Raw genomic sequence first — 16,630 nt, forward strand, 5'->3', positions numbered from 1 at the left:
AGGGGTCGGATGCCAGCGAGTCGCGGGTTCGCGCCACTGCCTGGACCGCAGGCTCGCGACGATCGAGTCTTTTCATCGATCGTCGCGAGACAAGGGAAGGCAGTGGCTTAGAGGCGAACCCGCCCCGCGCGGAACGCGCGGCAAAAACTCAGTCGATGTCGTCGGTGTCGTCGCGGGCCAGGAAGGTGGCCAGGCGCTCGACGGGGGTTTCGAACTCGGGGTTGAGGTCGACGAAGGCCCGCAGGCGGTCGGCCACCCAGGCCAGGGTGACCTCCTCCTCGCCCCGGCGCTGCTCCAGCTCCTCGATGCCACGGTCGGTGAAGTACAAGGCTTTCCTCCTACGAACAACGGCCGGGTTCCCGCCAGAAGGCGCTGAACCCGGCCGTTGGAAACTACAACGTCAGCTGAAGGCCTTGGTGACCACGGCGCGCTGCTCGACCTCGTGCACCTTGCTGAAGCCCGAGGCCGGGGCGGCCATGGGGCGGCGGGACACGCGGGTGAGCTTGCCCTGCACCTGCGGCAGCGCCTCCGGGATGACCAGGCCCAGGTGCGGCCACGCGCCCTGGTTGGCCGGCTCCTCCTGGACCCAGCGGATGTCGGTGAGGTTGGGGTAGCGGTCCAGCACGGCCTTCAGCTTGCGCTCGGGCAGCGGGTAGAGCTGCTCGATGCGGGCCACGGCCACGTTGGTGGCGCCCAGCTTCTCCTTCTCGGCGGCCAGCTCGTAGTAGATCTTGCCGCTGCACAGCAGCAGCCGGTCGACCTGCTCGGGCGAGGGCTGCGTCGGGTCGTCGATGACCGACATGAACCGCCCGTTGGTGAAGTCCTCCACCGGGCTGGCGGCGGCCTTGAGGCGCAGCATGGACTTCGGCGTGAACACGACCATGGGCCGCTTCACCCCGTCCAACGCGTGCCGGCGCAGCAGGTGGAAGTAGTTGGCCGGGGTGGACGGCACGGCGACGGTCATCGAGCCCTCGGCGCACAGCTGGAGGAACCGTTCGATGCGGCCGGAGCTGTGGTCGGGGCCCTGACCCTCCAGGCCGTGCGGCAGCAGCAGCACGACGTTGCCGCGCTGGCCCCACTTGGCCTCGCCGGAGGAGATGAACTCGTCGATGATCGACTGGGCGCCGTTGACGAAGTCGCCGAACTGCGCCTCCCACAGCACCAGCGCGTCCGGGTTGGCCACCGAGTAGCCGTACTCGAAGCCCACGGCGGCGAACTCGGACAGCGCCGAGTCGTAGACCATGAACTTGCCCTGGCCCTCGGCCAGGTTCTGCAGCGGCGTGTACTCGGCGCTGGTCTTGCGGTCGATGACGACCGAGTGCCGCTGGCCGAAGGTGCCGCGCTGGGAGTCCTGGCCGGACAGGCGGACCGTCTTGCCCTCCATGACCAGCGAGCCGAACGCCAGCAGCTCGCCGAAGCCCCAGTCGATGCCGCCGTCGCGGGCCATCGCGGCCCGTCGCTCCAGCACCGGCTTGACCCGCGGGTGGGCGTTGAAGCCCTCGGGCAGGTCGACCTGGGCCTGGCCGATGTGGGCCACCGTCTCGGCACTGACCGCGGTCGGCACCTTGGCCGGCACCTGCTGCTCGGACTCGACCGAGTTGGTCGGCTTGACCGGGTGCTTCTCCAGCTCGCGCACCTCGTTGAAGACGTGCTCCAGCTGGCTGGCGTAGTCGCGCAGCGCCTTCTCGGCCTCGTCCACGGAGATGTCGCCGCGGCCGATCAGCGACTCGGTGTAGGTCTTTCGCACCGAGCGCTTGGTGTCGATGATGTCGTACATCGCCGGCTGGGTCATCGAGGGGTCGTCGCCCTCGTTGTGGCCGCGGCGGCGGTAGCAGATCATGTCGATGACGACGTCCTTGTGGAACGTCTCGCGGTAGTCGACGGCCAGCTTGGCCACCCAGTAGCAGGCCTCGGGGTCGTCGCCGTTGACGTGGAAGATCGGCGCGCCGATCATCTTGGCCACGTCGGTGCAGTACTTGGACGAGCGCGAGTGCTCCGGGTTGGTGGTGAAGCCGACCTGGTTGTTCACCACGACGTGCACGGTGCCGCCGGTGCGGTAGCCGCGCAGCAGCGCCAGGTTCAGCGTCTCGGCCACCACGCCCTGGCCGGCGAACGCGGCGTCGCCGTGCATCGCCACGGGCAGCACGGTGTAGCCCTCGCCGCCCTTGTCCAGCAGGTCCTGCTTGGCCCGGACCACGCCTTCCAGCACGGGGTCGACGGCTTCGAGGTGGGACGGGTTGGAGGCCAGCGACACCTTGGTCTCGCCGTCGCCGAACATCCGGAAGTACTTGCCCTCGGCGCCGAGGTGGTACTTCACGTCGCCGGAGCCGTGGGCCTGGCCCGGGTCGAGGTTGCCCTCGAACTCGCGGAAGATCTGCGAGATCGGCTTGCCCACGATGTTGGCCAGCACGTTGAGGCGGCCGCGGTGCGGCATGCCGATGACGACCTCGTCCAGCTCGTGCTCGGCCGCCTTGTCCAGCACGGCGTCCAGCAGCGGGATCAGAGTCTCGCCGCCTTCGAGGGAGAACCGACGCTGACCGACGTACTTGGTCTGCAGGAAGGTCTCGAAGGCCTCGGCCGCGTTGAGCTTGGACAGGATGTACTTCTGCACGGTGGCCGGCGGCTTGTCGTGCACGACCTCGACGCGCTCCTGCAGCCAGCGCCGCTCGGCGGGCTCCAGGATGTGCGTGTACTCGACGCCGACGGTGCGGCAGTAGGAGTTGCGCAGCACCCCGAGGATGTCGCGCAGCTTCATCTTCTCCTGGCCGGCGAAGCCGCCGACGGCGAACTCGCGGTCCAGGTCCCACAGGGTCAGGCCGTGCGAGAGCACGTCCAGGTCCTCGTGGCGGCGCTGCCGGTAGTTCAGCGGGTCGGTGTCGGCCATCAGGTGGCCGCGCGAGCGGAACGCGTCGATCAGCTCGATCACCCGGGCGGTCTTGTCGACCGCGCCCTCGGGCAGGTCCTCGACCCAGCGGATCGGCTCGTAGGGCAGCCGCAGCGAGGTGAAGATGTCGTCGTAGAAGCCGTTCTCGCCCAGCAGCAGCTGGTGGATGCGGCGCAGGAACTCACCGGACTCGGCGCCCTGGATGATGCGGTGGTCGTAGGTCGAGGTGAGCGTCATGATCTTGCTGACGCCCATCTCGATCAGGGCCTTCTCGCTGGTGCCCTGGAAGTGCGCGGGGTACTCCATGGCGCCGACGCCGAGGATCGCGCCCTGGCCCGCGGTCAGCCGCGGCACCGAGTGGTTGGTGCCGATGGTGCCCGGGTTGGTCAGCTGGATGGTGCTGCCGGCGAAGTCGTCGGCGGTCAGGCCGCCGCCGCGGGCCTTGCGGATCAGGTCCTCGTAGGCCTGCCAGAACTGCGTGAACGTCATCGTCTCGCAGTGCTTGATGGACGCGACCACGAGCGTGCGCTGGCCGTTCTTGCCGGGCAGGTCGATGGCCAGGCCCAGGTTCACGTGCTCCGGCGTGATGATCGAGGGCTTGCCGTCGACCACGCCGTAGTTGTTGTTCATGTTCGGGTACGACTCGAGCGCCTTGACCAGCGCGTACCCGATGATGTGGGTGAAGGAGACCTTGCCGCCGCGGGTCCGCTTCAGGTGGTTGTTGATGACGATGCGGTTGTCGGCCAGCAGCTTCGCCGGGACCGCGCGCACGGATGTGGCGGTCGGCACGGTGAGCGAGGCGTCCATGTTGCGGGCGATCGCCGCGGCGGCGCCGCGCAGGACCTTCACCTCGGAGCCCGCGGCCGGCTTCACGGGCGCGGCGGTGGCCGCGGCGGCCGGAGTCGGCTTGGTGCTCGGCAGGGTGGTCTGGGCCGGCGTCGGGGTCGCGGCCGGGGCCGGCGGGGCGGCGACGTGGCCGTTGGCCGGCGCGGCCGGGGGCGCGGTGGTCGTCGTCGCGGTCGCGGTGGCGGCGGTGGTGCCGTTGACGGCGGTGGCGCCGGCGGTCGTGCGCTGCGTCGCCTTGTAGTCGGCGAAGAAGTCATGCCACGCCGGGTCGACGGATGACGGGTCGGCGAGGAACTGGTCGTACATCTCCTCGACCAGCCACTCGTTCGGGCCGAACTGCGACGCAGAGCTGGAGCTGGACACGGCTGGCGCTCGCCTCTATCTATCTCGCTATTTGTACTGACTCACTCCGCCAGCAAGGCTAGTACTCCACGCAGGTCGCTTCACACACAGCCGAGCCGGCACAACGTCAGGTGGATCACATGATCAATCCAGATCATCCCACCAGTTCGGGCTTCTGACCGGGGCTGTTGAGGATGGCTTAGGGTACTTGATCGTTCAAGCCATGCACTTGCACCAGTAACGATTGTGTCCGGAACCACGTTTACATGCCGCGCGTCCCGCGCGGGGCTCGGCCCCCGGGTAGCCGATGCCTCGCCCTTGCCGGATTTCGCCCGCCGCATCGGCCCAGGTGGGTGGGCGCGTCGGGTGGCGGCGGGCGAAATCCAGCAACCGGACGAAGCACCGGCGGGGCCTCGCGTTCTCCTGTGTTGGCGGGTTCAGGCGGCTTCCTCATTGAGGTGAGTGCCGGTGCGCCACATGTCGGCGTAGTGGCCGCCGGCCTCCAGCAGCTCGGCGTGGGTGCCCTGCTCGACGATGCGGCCCTGCTCCAGCACCACGATCCGGTCCGCGCGGGCCGCCGTCGCCAGGCGGTGGGCGACGACTAAGGTGGTGCGGCGACCGGCCAGGTGCTCGCTGGCGGCCAGCACGGCGGACTCGGTGGCCGGGTCCAGCGCCGCGGTCGCCTCGTCGAGCAGCAGCACTGCCGGATCCACGAGCTCGGCGCGGGCCAGCGCGACCAGTTGCCGCTGCCCGGCCGACAGGGACTGACCGCGTTCGCCGACCTGTTGGTGCATGGCCTGCGGCAGACCGGCGACCTGCCGCAGCGCCCCGACCGACCGCACCGCCGCCGTCACCTCATCGCGTGACGCCGAAGGCCGGCCGTAGCGGACGTTGTCGGCCACGTCGCCGACGAACAGGTGCGCCTCCTGCGGCACGACGCCGAGTCGGCCGCGGTAGCCGTCCAGGTCGTAGTCACGCACGTCGACACCGTCCACGAGCACGCAACCATCGGTCACGTCGTAGAACCGGGCGACGAGCTTCACCAGCGTCGACTTGGCCGCGCCGGTGCGGCCGACCAGACCAGCGCCCAGGTTCTTCGCCGGGCGCGGACGTGCAGGCTCACACGATCGAGCGCCGGCGTCGCGGCGCCCTCGTAGCGGAAGGTCACGTCACGCAGCTCGATCTCGCCTCGCAGCGTCGACGGCACGGCCACGGGCGCGGACGGCGGCACGATCGACGACCGTGTGGTCAGCAGCTCGCCGATGCGCTTCAGACCGACCATGGCCTGCTGGTAGCCGTCGAACACGCCGGACAGCTGCTGCACCGGCGCGAAGAACAGCCCCAGGTACAGCTGGAACGCCAGCAGCGCGCCGGCGCTCAGGTCGCCGTTGGCCACGCGGTACGCGCCGACCGCCAGCACCGCCGCCTGCGCCACGCCGGAAAGCAGCGCCACGAACGGGAAGTACGTGGCGATGTAGCGCTGCGCGCGCAGCCGCGAGCTCCGGTAGGCCAGACTGCGCTCCCCGAACTCCCGCGCCGAGTGCTGCTCACGCGTGAACGCCTGCGTGACACGCAGCCCGGACACGTTCTCCTGGAGGTCGGCGTTGACCACGCTGACCCGCTCACGCGCCTGGGCGTACGCCTCCGAGGACGCCTTGCGGAAGAAGTAGGTCGCCACGGCCAGGAACGGGATCGCCGTCATCGCCACCAGCGCGAGACCGATGTCGGTGACCAGCAGCGCCACCGCGATGCCCACGATGGTCAGCGCGCTCACCGCCGCCGTCACGAGTCCGGTCTGGAGGAATGTGGACAGGGCGTCGACGTCCGTGGTCATCCGGGTCATGATCCGGCCGGCCAGTTCACGCTCGTAGTAGTCGAGGCCGAGCCGCTGGAGGTGCGTGAAGCTCCGTACGCGCAGCGCGTAGAGCAGGCGCTCGCCCACGCGGGCCGTGAGCACCGTTTCCAGGCGCGCGTTGATCCAGTTCACGACCACGATGCCCGCGCCGAGCCCCGTCGCCACCCACAGCGCGCCCAGTGCGCCACGCGTGACACCGTCGTCGACGCCGAAGCGCACGAGCGCCGGCAGCGCCATCGAGCTGAGGGCGTCGACCGTCACCAGCGCGCCCACGAGCACCAGCGCCCAGCGCACCGGCCGCAGCAGGGACGCCAAGCCGAACTTGCGGCCCGTGCCAATGGTGTCGGGGCTCAGGTCGGGCTGTTCCGTCGCCTCGGACAGCGGCACGAGGTTCGGCACGTCCGGCTCCTCGGGCGCGACCTCGGGCCACAGCTCCGCCGACGCCAAATCGACCGGTGCGGTGTCCTCGATCGCCTCACCGGGGCCGGCCAGCAGCTCACGGAACAGCGCGCAGCGCTCGTTCAGCTCCGCCTCGGTGCCGACGTCGACCACGCCACCGCCGTCCAGCACCGCGATGCGGTCGGCCAGCGCGAGCGTGGAACGCCTGTGCGCCACCAGGAGCGTGGTGCGCTGCGCCGTGACGGCCTTGAGCGTGTCGTGGATCGCCGCCTCGGTGACGGCGTCGACCGCCGATGTCGCGTCGTCCAGCACGAGCACGCGCGGCGCCGACAGCAGCGCGCGGGCCAACGCGATGCGCTGGCGCTGACCGCCGGACAGCGTGAGGCCGCGCTCGCCGACTGTCGTCTCGTAGCCGTCAGGCAGCGCCTGGATGAACTCGTGGGCCTCGGCCGCGCGCGCCGCCTCCTCGACCTCCGCCTCGGTGGCATCCGGTCGCCCGTAGGCGATGTTGCCTCGGATGGTCTCGGAGAACAGGAACGCTTCCTCGAACACCACGCCCACGGCGTTGCGCAGCGAGTGCAGCTTCAGCTGCCGCACATCCACGCCGCCGACCCGGATCGCGCCGTTGTGCACGTCGTAGAAGCGGGGCAGCAGCAGGGACACGGTCGATTTCCCGGATCCGGCCGTGCCCACGAGCGCGAGGGTCTCGCCCGGTTCGACGCTCAGGCTCACGTGAGCCAGCACCGGCTCGCTGCGCGCGTACCCGAAGGTGATGTCGTCCAGCTCCACCGCCAGCGGGCCCTCCGGCACGTCCTCGCCGCCGTCCCGCACATCGGGCTGCGAGTCGATCAGCTCGTCGACCCGGTTCACGCTCGCCTTCGTCACCTGCGCCGTGACCATCGCCGACGCCAGGAACCGGGCCGGGCCCAGCAGACCCGTCACGTAGCTGGCGAACGCGAGGAAGGTGCCCAGCGTGACCTGGCCGTTCATGGCCAGCCAGCCGCCGAGGCCCAGCACCGCGATCTGCCCGAACAACGGCATCGCGCCCAGCGTCGCCGTCGGCCGTGCGGTCAGCCGGGCCGCGCGCATCCGTAACGAGAACAGACGGCGAGCCCGCGCCTCCAGGCCGTTGATCTCCCGGCCCTCCTGGCCGAAGCCCTTCACCACGCGGACGCCCGTGACCGTCTCCTCCACGTGCTGCGCCACGTCGGCCGCCTGCTGCTGCGCGTGCCAGGTCGCCGAGAACAGGGTCTTGCGGCTGCGCAGCGCCACGTACACCACCGCCGGCACCACGATCAGCGCGATCACCGTGAGCAACGGGGACAGCCACAGCATCGCGCCCACCGCCACCAGCACGAAGGCGATGTTGCCCAGCGCGTACGGGACCATCATGACCAGGCCCTGGACCTGGTTCAGGTCGCTGATCGAGCGGGACACCACCTGCCCCGTGCGCAGCTCGTCCTGCTTGCCGCCGTCCAGCCGCTGCACCGCCGCGAACACCTGCCCGCGCAGGTCGTGCTGCACGTCCAGCGCCAGCCGTCCGCCCAGGTAGCGCCGCAGGAACGCCGTCACGAAGGTCAGCACCTCGATGCCCACCAGGGCCCCGATCAGCCAGCCCAGGCGCGTCGTCGTGCCGGCTACCGCGTCGTCCACCGCCAGCCGCACCACCAGCGGCGCCACCGCCTGCTGGCCCACACCCAGCACCGCCGCGCCCAGCGACAGCACCACCACGACCGGATGCCGCCAGCACGCCGCCGCCAGCCGCCGCACCCATCCCTTTTGTTCGGACACAGAAGTAACTTACGGTGCCTTAGCTTGATCATGACGAGCCAAAAACGCCACATGCGCTTCCTATGTGGCGGCTGGTGCCACATAGGAAGCGCATGTGGGGAAAAGGCGGTTACGTCAGGTGATGTCGCGGGTTTTGCTCATGAGCCAGCCACCTACGGCGAAGACGGCGGCCCAGGCGGCGAAGATGAGGCCGCTGATCCACCAGTCGAAGGCGCCGCGGGCGCCGGCGGCGGTGCGGATGAGGTCGGAGAACAGGGTTTGGGCCTCGCCGGTCATGAGGCCGCCGATGTTGGGGACCTTGGCCACCACGAGCTGCGAGGCGACGGAGCCGGTGAGGCCGTCGGCGGAGCCGTTGATCAGGATGCCGGGCCAGTTGTCGGGCAGCAGGGAGCCGATCAGGTTCTCCACCAGCAGGGTGTAGAGCAGCAGGGAGATGATCGACGCGATGGGGCTGCCGAACAGGGCGCCGACGCCCATGCCGAGCAGGGTCCAGAGCATGCACGACACGACGCCGGAGGCGGCGATCTCCAGCCAGCTCACGGCGTCGGGCAGCTGCTCGGGCCGGGAGGCGATGAGCATGCCGATGCTGGCCACGGCGGAGATGACGACGCCGAACACCAGGCCCCACACGGCGTAGGTGATGAGCTTGGCCGTGAGCAGGCTGCCGCGGTTGGGCGCGGTCAGGTAGCTGGTGGTGATGGTCCGCCGGTTGATCTCGCTGGACAGCGCCAGCGCCCCGAACACGATGGGGAAGATGGCGCTGATGTTCACCGTGCGGGCGAAGATCAGGGTGGACCACGGCAGGTGGTTGAAGTCCAGCCGCAGCTGGGCCACCACGGTGTTGTTGTTGATCTGGTCGAGCACGGCGCCGATCAGCGCGTTGCCGCCGATGCTCCACAGGGCGGCCAGCGCCACGGTGGGAATGAGCAGCGCCCACCACATCTTGGTGGTGAGGATCTTGCGGAACTCGGCGGAGATGAGCCGGCCCATCAGGCGTTACCTCCCCAACCGCCGGCGGGCGGCTGCTGCTGGTCCTGGGGCGGCGCATAGGGCTGGCCGCCGTACTGCTGGCCGGGCTGTTGCTGTTGGTACTGCTGAGGATCGACGGGTGGCGCGTAGCCCTGGGGCGGCGTGCCGGGCGCGTAGCCGGGGGCGGCGTAGCCCTGGGGCGGCGTAGCCTGTGGCACGGGGAAACCCTGCGAAGGCTGCTGCGTATAGGCCTGGTTCGGGTCGACGGGTGGCGCGTAGCCCTGGGGCGGCGTGCCGGGCGCGTAACCCGGGGCGGCGTACCCCTGCGGCGGCGGCCCGTAGCCACCGCCGGGCGGCGGTCCGTACCCGGGCGGCGGTGCGCCGTAGCCAGGCTGCTGACCGGTGTACTGCCCCTGAGTCAGCCGGAAGAACAGCTGCTCCAGGTCGACGGTCTCCTGCTGGATGTCGTACAGCGCGATGCCGGCGGCCATGGCCAGGTCGGCGACGGTCTTGCGGTCGACGCCGGTGATGGCGAGGCGGCCGTCGGGCGTCTGCTCGATGGCGTTGACGCCGGCCTCCTGGAGCTTGACGACCAGCGCCTGCGGGTCGGCCGCCTGCACCAGCACCCGGCTCTGCTGCGACTGCCGGAGGTAGTCCAGAGCTAAATTCTAGTTCGGACCTGCGAAGGCTGCTGCGTATAGGCCTGGTTTCGGGTCGACGGGTGGCGCGTAGCCCTGGGGCGGGCGTGCCGGGCGCGTAAACCCGGGGCGGCGTACCCCTGCGGCGGCGGCCCGTAGCCACCGCCGGGCGGCGGTCCGTACCCGGGCGGCGGTGCGCCGTAGCCAGGCTGCTGACCGGTGTACTGCCCCTGAGTCAGCCGGAAGAACAGCTGCTCCAGGTCGACGGTCTCCTGCTGGATGTCGTACAGCGCGATGCCGGCGGCCATGGCCAGGTCGGCGACGGTCTTGCGGTCGACGCCGGTGATGGCGAGGCGGCCGTCGGGCGTCTGCTCGATGGCGTTGACGCCGGCCTCCTGGAGCTTGACGACCAGCGCCTGCGGGTCGGCCGCCTGCACCAGCACCCGGCTCTGCTGCGACTGCCGGAGGTAGTCCAGGGAGCCGTAGTACACGGTCTGCCCGCGGCTGATGATCACGACCTGGTCCACGGTCTGCTCGACTTCGGCCAGCAGGTGGCTGGAGATGAGCACGGTGCGGCCGGTGCGGGCGAAGGACTGGAGGAAGGTCCGCAGCCAGGCGATGCCCTCGGGGTCGAGGCCGTTGGCCGGCTCGTCGAGCACCAGCACCTGGGGGTCGCCGAGCAGCGCGGTGGCCAGGGCCAGCCGTTGCTTCATGCCCAGCGAGAAGCCGCCGGCGCCACGGCGTGCGGCCTCGGACAGGCCGACGAGCTCCAGCACCTGGTCGGCCCGCTGGTCCGGCACGCCCATGGCGGCGGCGTACACACGCAGGTGGTTGCGGGCGGTCCGGGTCGGGTGGAACCCCTGCGCCTCCAGCACGGCCCCGACGACGCGGCCGGGGTTGCCGAGCTGGTCGAACGGCAGGCCGTTGATCGTCGAGCCGCCGGCCGTCGGCCGCACCAGGCCCAGCAGCATGCGCAGGGTGGTGGTCTTGCCGGCCCCGTTCGGCCCGAGGAAGCCGGTCACCGACCCGGGTTCCACGGTGAAGCTGAGGTTGTTGACCGCGGTGATCGGGCCGAACTGCTTGCTCAGGCCCTGCACCACGATCCGGCCACTGCCGTCGTGCACGTGTTCCTCCCGGTGCCGGTGCGTGCCCTGGTCATACCCTATTCGGCGGTCGCTCGCCGTGAGATCGCCAGCTGATCCGTCAGATATGTGACGACGCCGTCATCGTCGTTGGTTCCCGTCACGACCGAGGCCGTCGCCCGCACTTCCGGCTGGGCGTTGGCCGGCGCGATGCGACGGTCGGCGACGGCGAACATGGGCAGGTCGTTGACGTGGTCGCCGCAGACGGTGATCTCGCCGTGCAGATCGAGCCGCTGCCGCAGTTCCAGGATGGCCGCGCCCTTGGTGGCCAACGGGCTCTGCACCACGACCTCGGACCAGCCTGCGCTGTACGAGTTCAGCGCCGTCCACACCCGGGCGCCCTCGCCGACGGCCTCCTGCACCCGCGCCGCCACGGCCGGGGCGTCCTCGTCCGGCACGTACGAGCACAGCATGACGACCTGTTCCCGGTCGGCGACGGCACGCAGGTCGGCGGTCTCGGTCAGCCGCGGGTCGCGGTACCGACGCTTCTCGCCGATGAACCAGCCCGCGCCGGGGTTGAGGTCCGGGCCGAAGTGCACCCGATCGCGTGCACCGTCCCAGGCGGTCACGATGGTGTCGCCGAGCAGCTCCACGGCCCGGCCGGCGATCGCCGGGTCCAGCGCGTTGGTGACGAGGTGCTGCCCGGTGCGCAGATCGGAGATGTACGCCCCGTTGTGCTCGATGACCGGCAGGCCCAGGTCCACGCCGGGCAGCATCGGCCGCATCGCGGCGGTGCTGCGCGCGCTGGCGACCGTCAGCGCGACGCCGGCCGCGACGAGGCGGTTGAGCCCGTCGCGGGCGGCGTCGGACAGTGACGTGTCGGAGCGCAGCAACGTGCCGTCGAGGTCGCAGACGAGCAGATGTCCCGGTGCGGTCAGCCAGTTCACCGGTCCCATCCTGCCCGCGGGCTACTGCACGGTGGTCGACCCCTGCCAGTAGTCCTCGAGCACGCGGCGCATCTCCTCGGTCTCCGCGTCGGGCTCGCCCAGCAGCTCGAACCGGGACGGAATCACGTCGGCGACGACGGTCTCGGACACGATCGTCTCCGACACCATGGTGTCCTCCAGCGGCTGGGTGGCCCGGGCCTGCGGCGGGGCCGGCAGCACGCCGCCGAACGCGCCGATCGGGTCCAGGCTGGCCAGCGCCGGGGCGTCGGGCCGGTCGGCGTACTCGCCGGGCGCGGGCCAGGTCGGGTCGTCCACGATGGCGAACGGCCCGGAGCTGGCGATGGCCGGCGGCGGGCTGGCCGGCGTGATCGGCGTGTAGCTGGGCGCGGGCGGCAACGCGTGGCGCACCACCGGCAGCTCCACGGTCATCTCGGCCGGCACCTCGGGCGGCAGCGTCATGGTCCGCCGCGCCGCCACCGGCAGCGGCGGCGTGCGCACGCCCTGCACCGGCCCGCCGTTGGTCTGCTTGCTGTGCCGGCCGTTGCGTCGGAACAGGCCGCCGAACACCCCGCCGAACATCCCGCTGCGCTGTGGCTGCGGAGGTGGCGTGCCGGCGCCGATCAGGTGCTGGTGGGCCAGCAACCAGACCTTGCACGGCCAGCGCCGCTTGCGCAGCCGGCCGGGACAGGCCCGGCAGCGGCCGTCCTCGTCGGCGGTGTGCACCTCCAGCAGCAGCCGCCAGCCGTCGGCCAGCCGCTGCAGCTCGGCGCGCGCCAGCGGGGCGAGGGTGCCGCCCGCATTGGTCTGCTCGGCCGCCTGGTCCAGCGCGGCCAGCCGGCGCAGCACGGCGCGCCGCATCCCGTCGTCCACAGTGCTCATCAGCTCAACCCCAGATCCCCAGCCGCCCGGTCGAGTGCGTGGTGCAGCCGCCGGGTCTGCTGCGGCGACATCACCGCCGTCTCGCCGGGCGGGGCCACCAGCACCACCTGGTCGTGCTCCACCAGCACTGTCATCGCCCGGTCCCGGCCGAACGGGTCCAGGCAGTCCACCCACCAACGGGGTTCACTCATCAGGCATCTCCGTCAGGCTCCACGGGGTGCCACATGAGTGGGATTCGGGCTGGCGGCACACACCCGTCACACATCGGCCGATCGGGTCAGTTCGCACAGTCTGCGAGGCAGGGTTTCACCCGTTTGCACGCTCGTTCACCCGTTGGAGTGGCGGCGGACAAGATTTTTTCGACGGATCTCGTCCAAACATGAGGCAAATCGGCGTCCGAGACCCTAAGCTGTTCTCGGCGGCCCGCTCCCAGTGACCCCCAGGCTGGTTGAGCGGGCCGCTCTTTGCTGTCCAAACACTGCCATGTCCAGGTTCCGTGATCGGGACCACATCCACAACCTCCTCGACGCGACCTTCGCTTGCCCGCTAAATTGTGGGTACATCCCATCTCTTTCACCTGGGGGGTACCTGATGAGGATCCTGGTCACCGCGTCGCCCGGCCTCGGCCACATGCTGCCGATGGTCCCGATCTCGTGGGCCCTGCGCGCCGCCGGCCACGAGGTGCTGCTGGCCATGTCCGGCCGCAGCCCCGACCACGTGCCGATGCTGGCCGCGTCCGGCCTGCACGTCGTCGAGACGGTCAGGCACGAGCAGTTCGGCAGCATGCTGGACCGCGTCCGCGGCACCGAGGACATCAAGGAGATCCAGCGCCAGATCAAGGAGGCGTCCCGCAGCGGCGAGTTCGACCGGCTCAGCCGGGTCGGGGTCCGGCTGTTCGTGCCGATGTCCGAGGCCGTGGCCGACGCCGTGGTCGAGCTGGCCGACGAATGGCGCCCCGACCTGGTGCTGCACTCGCCGATGGAGGGCGCGGGCCCGCTGGCCGCGGCCAAGCTCGGCATCCCCGCGGTCGAGCAGTCGTTCGGGCTGTCCAGCCCGCTCGACCGGGGCACGCAGTTCGCCGAGGCGCTGGCCGACACCTACCGCCGGCACGGCGCGGACGGCCCGCCGGAGCGGCACGTGCACCTGGACGTCGCGCCGCGCAGCGTGCAGCCGGAGCAGGACGGCTGGCCGATGCGCTACGTGCCGTTCAACGGCGGCGGTCAGCTGCCGGGCTGGCTGACCGCCGCCCGCCCGGGACGGCCGCGCATCGCCGTCACGCTGGGCACGGTGGCGCCGATGATGACCGGCATCGGGCCGGTGGCGCGGATCGCCGCGCTGGCGGAGAAGATCGACGCCGAGTTCGTGGTCGCGCTGGGCAACGCCGACACGTCCTCGCTGGGCGAGCTGCCGGACAACGTGCGGCTGGCCGGCTACGTGCCGCTCGGCCCGCTGCTGGCCACCAGCGCCGCGGTGATCCACCACGGCGGGGCCGGCACCACGCTGACCGCGCTCGATGCCGGCGTGCCGCAGATCATCGTGCCGCAGGGCGCGGACGGGCCGTTCAACGCGGCGGCCGTGGCCGCCGCCGGCAGCGGCCTGAACGTGACCGACGAGGAGCTGGACGCCCAGCTGGTCGAGCGGCTGCTCACCGAGGAGCCGCTGCGGGATGCCGCGGGGCGGATCCGGGCCGAGATGCACGCCATGCCCTCACCGTCCTCAGTGGCCGACCGACTGACTAAGAATTTCGGTGGACAGATCTCTTAGTCTGTGAGTTAAATGGTCGGCACAGGGAGGGAGAACCAGTCATGCGCATTCTGATCACCACGTCCCCCGGTCTGGGACACATCCTGCCGACCATCTCGTTCGCCCACGCCGCACGGGCCGCCGGTCACGAGGTCCTCTACGCGACCGGCGGCTCCGTGGACGCGGTGTCCGACGCGGGCCTGCAGGTCGTGGACGCGTCGCCGGGGACCGACTATCGCGAGATCTTCATGGGCGCCGGCGCTCGCATGGGCGAGCAGATGACGGCCGCGCGGAATGACCTGCAGCGGACCGTCGAGGTCGCGCTGCGCATGTTCGCCAAGGTTTCCGAGCCCACGTTGGAGACCGTGGTCCGGGTGGCCGAGAAGTGGCAGCCGGACGTCATCGTGCACACGCCGATGCAGGCCGCCGGCCAGTTGGCCGCCGGCAAGCTGGGCGTGCCGCTGGTGATGCTGAACCTGGGCATGGGCCAGGACCGTGGCCTGTCCGATATGCGGAAGACCACGTACGAGGAGCTGCACGAGTACTTCGAGCGGCACGGCGTCGCCGAGGCCCCGGCCCCGGCCGTGCGGTTCGACGTCACCCCGCCGAGCGTGCGCGGCGAGGCGGAGCAGCCGGCCGACGTGTGGTCGATGCGGTACGTGCCGTACAACGGCGGTTCCGTGCTGCCGGAGTGGTTGCTGGACAAGCCGGACCGCCGCCGGGTGCTGATCACGCTCGGCACCGTCGTGCCGGGCTTCGGCCTGGGCATGCTGGAGCCGATCGTCGCCGCCGCGAGCAAGGTGGACGCGGAGTTCGTGCTGGCCCTGGGCGATGTGGACATCTCCTCGTTGGGCGAACTTCCGGACAACGTCCGCCCCGTCGGCTACCTGCCGCTCGGCATGCTGTTGTCCTCGTGCGACGCGGCGATCCACCACGGCGGCGCCGGCACCACGATGACCACTGTGGACGCCGGCATCCCGCAGATCGTTGTGCCGCAAGGGGCGGACCAGTTCATCAACGCCGACACCGTGCAGGCCAGCGGGCTCGGGCAGCGGGCCGTGGTGACCGATGTGGACGTCGCGCTGATCGAGCGGCTGCTCGGCGACGAGCAGTGGCAGGCCAACGCCCGGAAGATCCGGTCCGAGCTGCACGCCATGCCGTCGCCGGTGGACGTGGTGGACCGGTTGGCCGGCTTCGTGGGCTGACGGCCTACGCTGGGGGTCCGAGGTTTCCTCCGGGGGGAGAACACTGTGGCGGCCCAACGCCATCCGCAACGCTGGCCGATCCTGGGCGTGCTGTGCCTGGCGCTGCTCACCGTGGTGCTGGACAACACGATCCTCAACGTGGCCGTGCCGACGCTGTCCACGCAGCTGTCGGCCAGCACGTCGGACATCCAGTGGATGATCAACGCCTACGTGCTGGCCCTGGCCGGGTTGCTGGTGACCGCCGGCAGCCTGGCCGATCGCTTCGGGCGCAAGCGGTTCGTGCTGATCGGGCTGGTGGTGTTCGGCGTCGGGTCGCTCGTCGCCGCCTACTCGCAGTCGGCCGGCATGCTGATCGGCGCGCGGGGTTTCATGGGCCTGGGCGCGGCGTGCATGATGCCCGGCACGCTGGCGGTGGTCATGCAGATCTTCGACGAGGAGGAGCGGCCGCGGGCCATCGGCATCTGGACCGCCGCGCTGTCCGTCGGCGTCGCCATCGGGCCGGTGATCGGCGGCTTCCTGCTCCAGCACTTCTTCTGGGGCTCGGTGTTCCTGGTCAACGTGCCGGTGGCGGCGCTCGGTTTCGTCGCCGTTCTGGTGCTGGTGCCGGAATCCCGCGATCCCGCCGGCGGACGCGTCGACGTGCTCGGCGCGGTGCTGTCCACCGTCGCGGTGATCGCGTTGGTGTACGGCGTGATCTCGATCCCCGGGCACGGCTGGGGTTCCGCCGACGTGCTCGGTCCCGCCGCCGTAGGCGTCGTTGCGCTGGCCGTGTTCGCGTGGTGGGAGCTGCGGGTCGCCGCGCCCATGCTGGACCTGACCCTGTTCCGCAACCGCATGTTCAGCGGCGCGGTCGGCGGCTCGGTGCTGGCGGCGTTCGGCAATGCCGGGTCGATGTTCCTGCTCACCCAGTACCTGCAGTTCGTGATGAAGTACGGTCCGCTGGAGGCGGGGCTGCGGCTGGTGCCGTTGCCGGTCAGCATGCTCGTCGTCAGCACGTGGTTGAACGCCCCGCTGGTCAAGCGCCTCGGCGTGCCCCTGGCGCTGACCATC

Annotated in this window: 11 protein-coding genes and 1 pseudogene; 3 read left to right on the top strand and 9 right to left on the bottom strand. The window is 70.7% G+C overall.

What is annotated here, in order from left to right; genetic code table 11:
* Positions 1 to 148: 148 nt before the first annotated feature.
* The 9 genes and pseudogenes from KUTG_RS32040 to KUTG_RS32080 form a co-directional block, all read right to left on the bottom strand.
* Positions 149 to 328: a DUF6104 family protein gene (locus KUTG_RS32040; protein WP_043722092.1), complete on the bottom strand. Its 180-nt coding sequence runs from the start codon at positions 326 to 328 to the stop codon at positions 149 to 151.
* A 72-nt stretch (positions 329 to 400) separates the two neighbouring features.
* The gene (locus KUTG_RS32045) at positions 401 to 4,093 is read right to left on the bottom strand and encodes a multifunctional oxoglutarate decarboxylase/oxoglutarate dehydrogenase thiamine pyrophosphate-binding subunit/dihydrolipoyllysine-residue succinyltransferase subunit (RefSeq protein WP_043722093.1); all 3,693 of its coding nucleotides are present in this window, start codon (positions 4,091 to 4,093) and stop codon (positions 401 to 403) included.
* A gap of 416 nt (positions 4,094 to 4,509) precedes the next feature.
* Positions 4,510 to 8,117, bottom strand: a pseudogene (locus KUTG_RS32050) (ABC transporter ATP-binding protein).
* 114 nt (positions 8,118 to 8,231) lie between these two features.
* Entirely contained in the window at positions 8,232 to 9,107 is an 876-nt protein-coding gene (locus KUTG_RS32055; protein WP_043722094.1) for an ABC transporter permease subunit, read from the bottom strand.
* On the bottom strand, positions 9,107 to 9,712 hold the full coding sequence (locus KUTG_RS32060) for a hypothetical protein (RefSeq protein ID WP_052395636.1): 606 nt from the start codon (positions 9,710 to 9,712) through the stop codon (positions 9,107 to 9,109). The genes KUTG_RS32055 and KUTG_RS32060 overlap by 1 nt, the downstream gene beginning before the upstream one ends.
* A 35-nt stretch (positions 9,713 to 9,747) precedes the next feature.
* Positions 9,748 to 10,848, bottom strand: a complete 1,101-nt coding sequence (locus tag KUTG_RS32065; protein WP_157494900.1) for an ABC transporter ATP-binding protein — start codon at positions 10,846 to 10,848, stop codon at positions 9,748 to 9,750.
* A gap of 38 nt (positions 10,849 to 10,886) precedes the next feature.
* Positions 10,887 to 11,753, bottom strand: coding sequence for an HAD-IIB family hydrolase (locus KUTG_RS32070; protein WP_198047375.1), 867 nt, complete (start codon positions 11,751 to 11,753; stop codon positions 10,887 to 10,889).
* 21 nt (positions 11,754 to 11,774) lie between these two features.
* Positions 11,775 to 12,632 (bottom strand): hypothetical protein, encoded by an 858-nt coding sequence (locus tag KUTG_RS54110; RefSeq protein ID WP_052395637.1) that lies wholly within the window; start codon positions 12,630 to 12,632, stop codon positions 11,775 to 11,777.
* Positions 12,632 to 12,823, bottom strand: a complete 192-nt coding sequence (locus KUTG_RS32080) for a hypothetical protein (RefSeq protein WP_043722096.1) — start codon at positions 12,821 to 12,823, stop codon at positions 12,632 to 12,634. The genes KUTG_RS54110 and KUTG_RS32080 overlap by 1 nt, the downstream gene beginning before the upstream one ends.
* Before the next feature lie 400 nt (positions 12,824 to 13,223).
* On the opposite strand from KUTG_RS32080, the gene KUTG_RS32085 reads away from it, so the two are divergent.
* The 3 genes from KUTG_RS32085 to KUTG_RS32095 all read left to right on the top strand — a co-directional run.
* On the top strand, positions 13,224 to 14,396 hold the full coding sequence (locus KUTG_RS32085; RefSeq protein WP_043722099.1) for a nucleotide disphospho-sugar-binding domain-containing protein: 1,173 nt from the start codon (positions 13,224 to 13,226) through the stop codon (positions 14,394 to 14,396).
* A gap of 41 nt (positions 14,397 to 14,437) precedes the next feature.
* The gene (locus tag KUTG_RS32090; RefSeq protein WP_043722100.1) at positions 14,438 to 15,580 is read left to right on the top strand and encodes a glycosyltransferase; all 1,143 of its coding nucleotides are present in this window, start codon (positions 14,438 to 14,440) and stop codon (positions 15,578 to 15,580) included.
* Between the two features lie 45 nt (positions 15,581 to 15,625).
* Positions 15,626 to 16,630 (top strand): MFS transporter (locus KUTG_RS32095; RefSeq protein WP_043722102.1); only part of this gene is annotated, 1,005 nt, incomplete at its 3' end.

Source organism: Kutzneria sp. 744 (genome assembly GCF_000568255.1).
In the GTDB taxonomy this organism is placed as follows: domain Bacteria; phylum Actinomycetota; class Actinomycetes; order Mycobacteriales; family Pseudonocardiaceae; genus Kutzneria.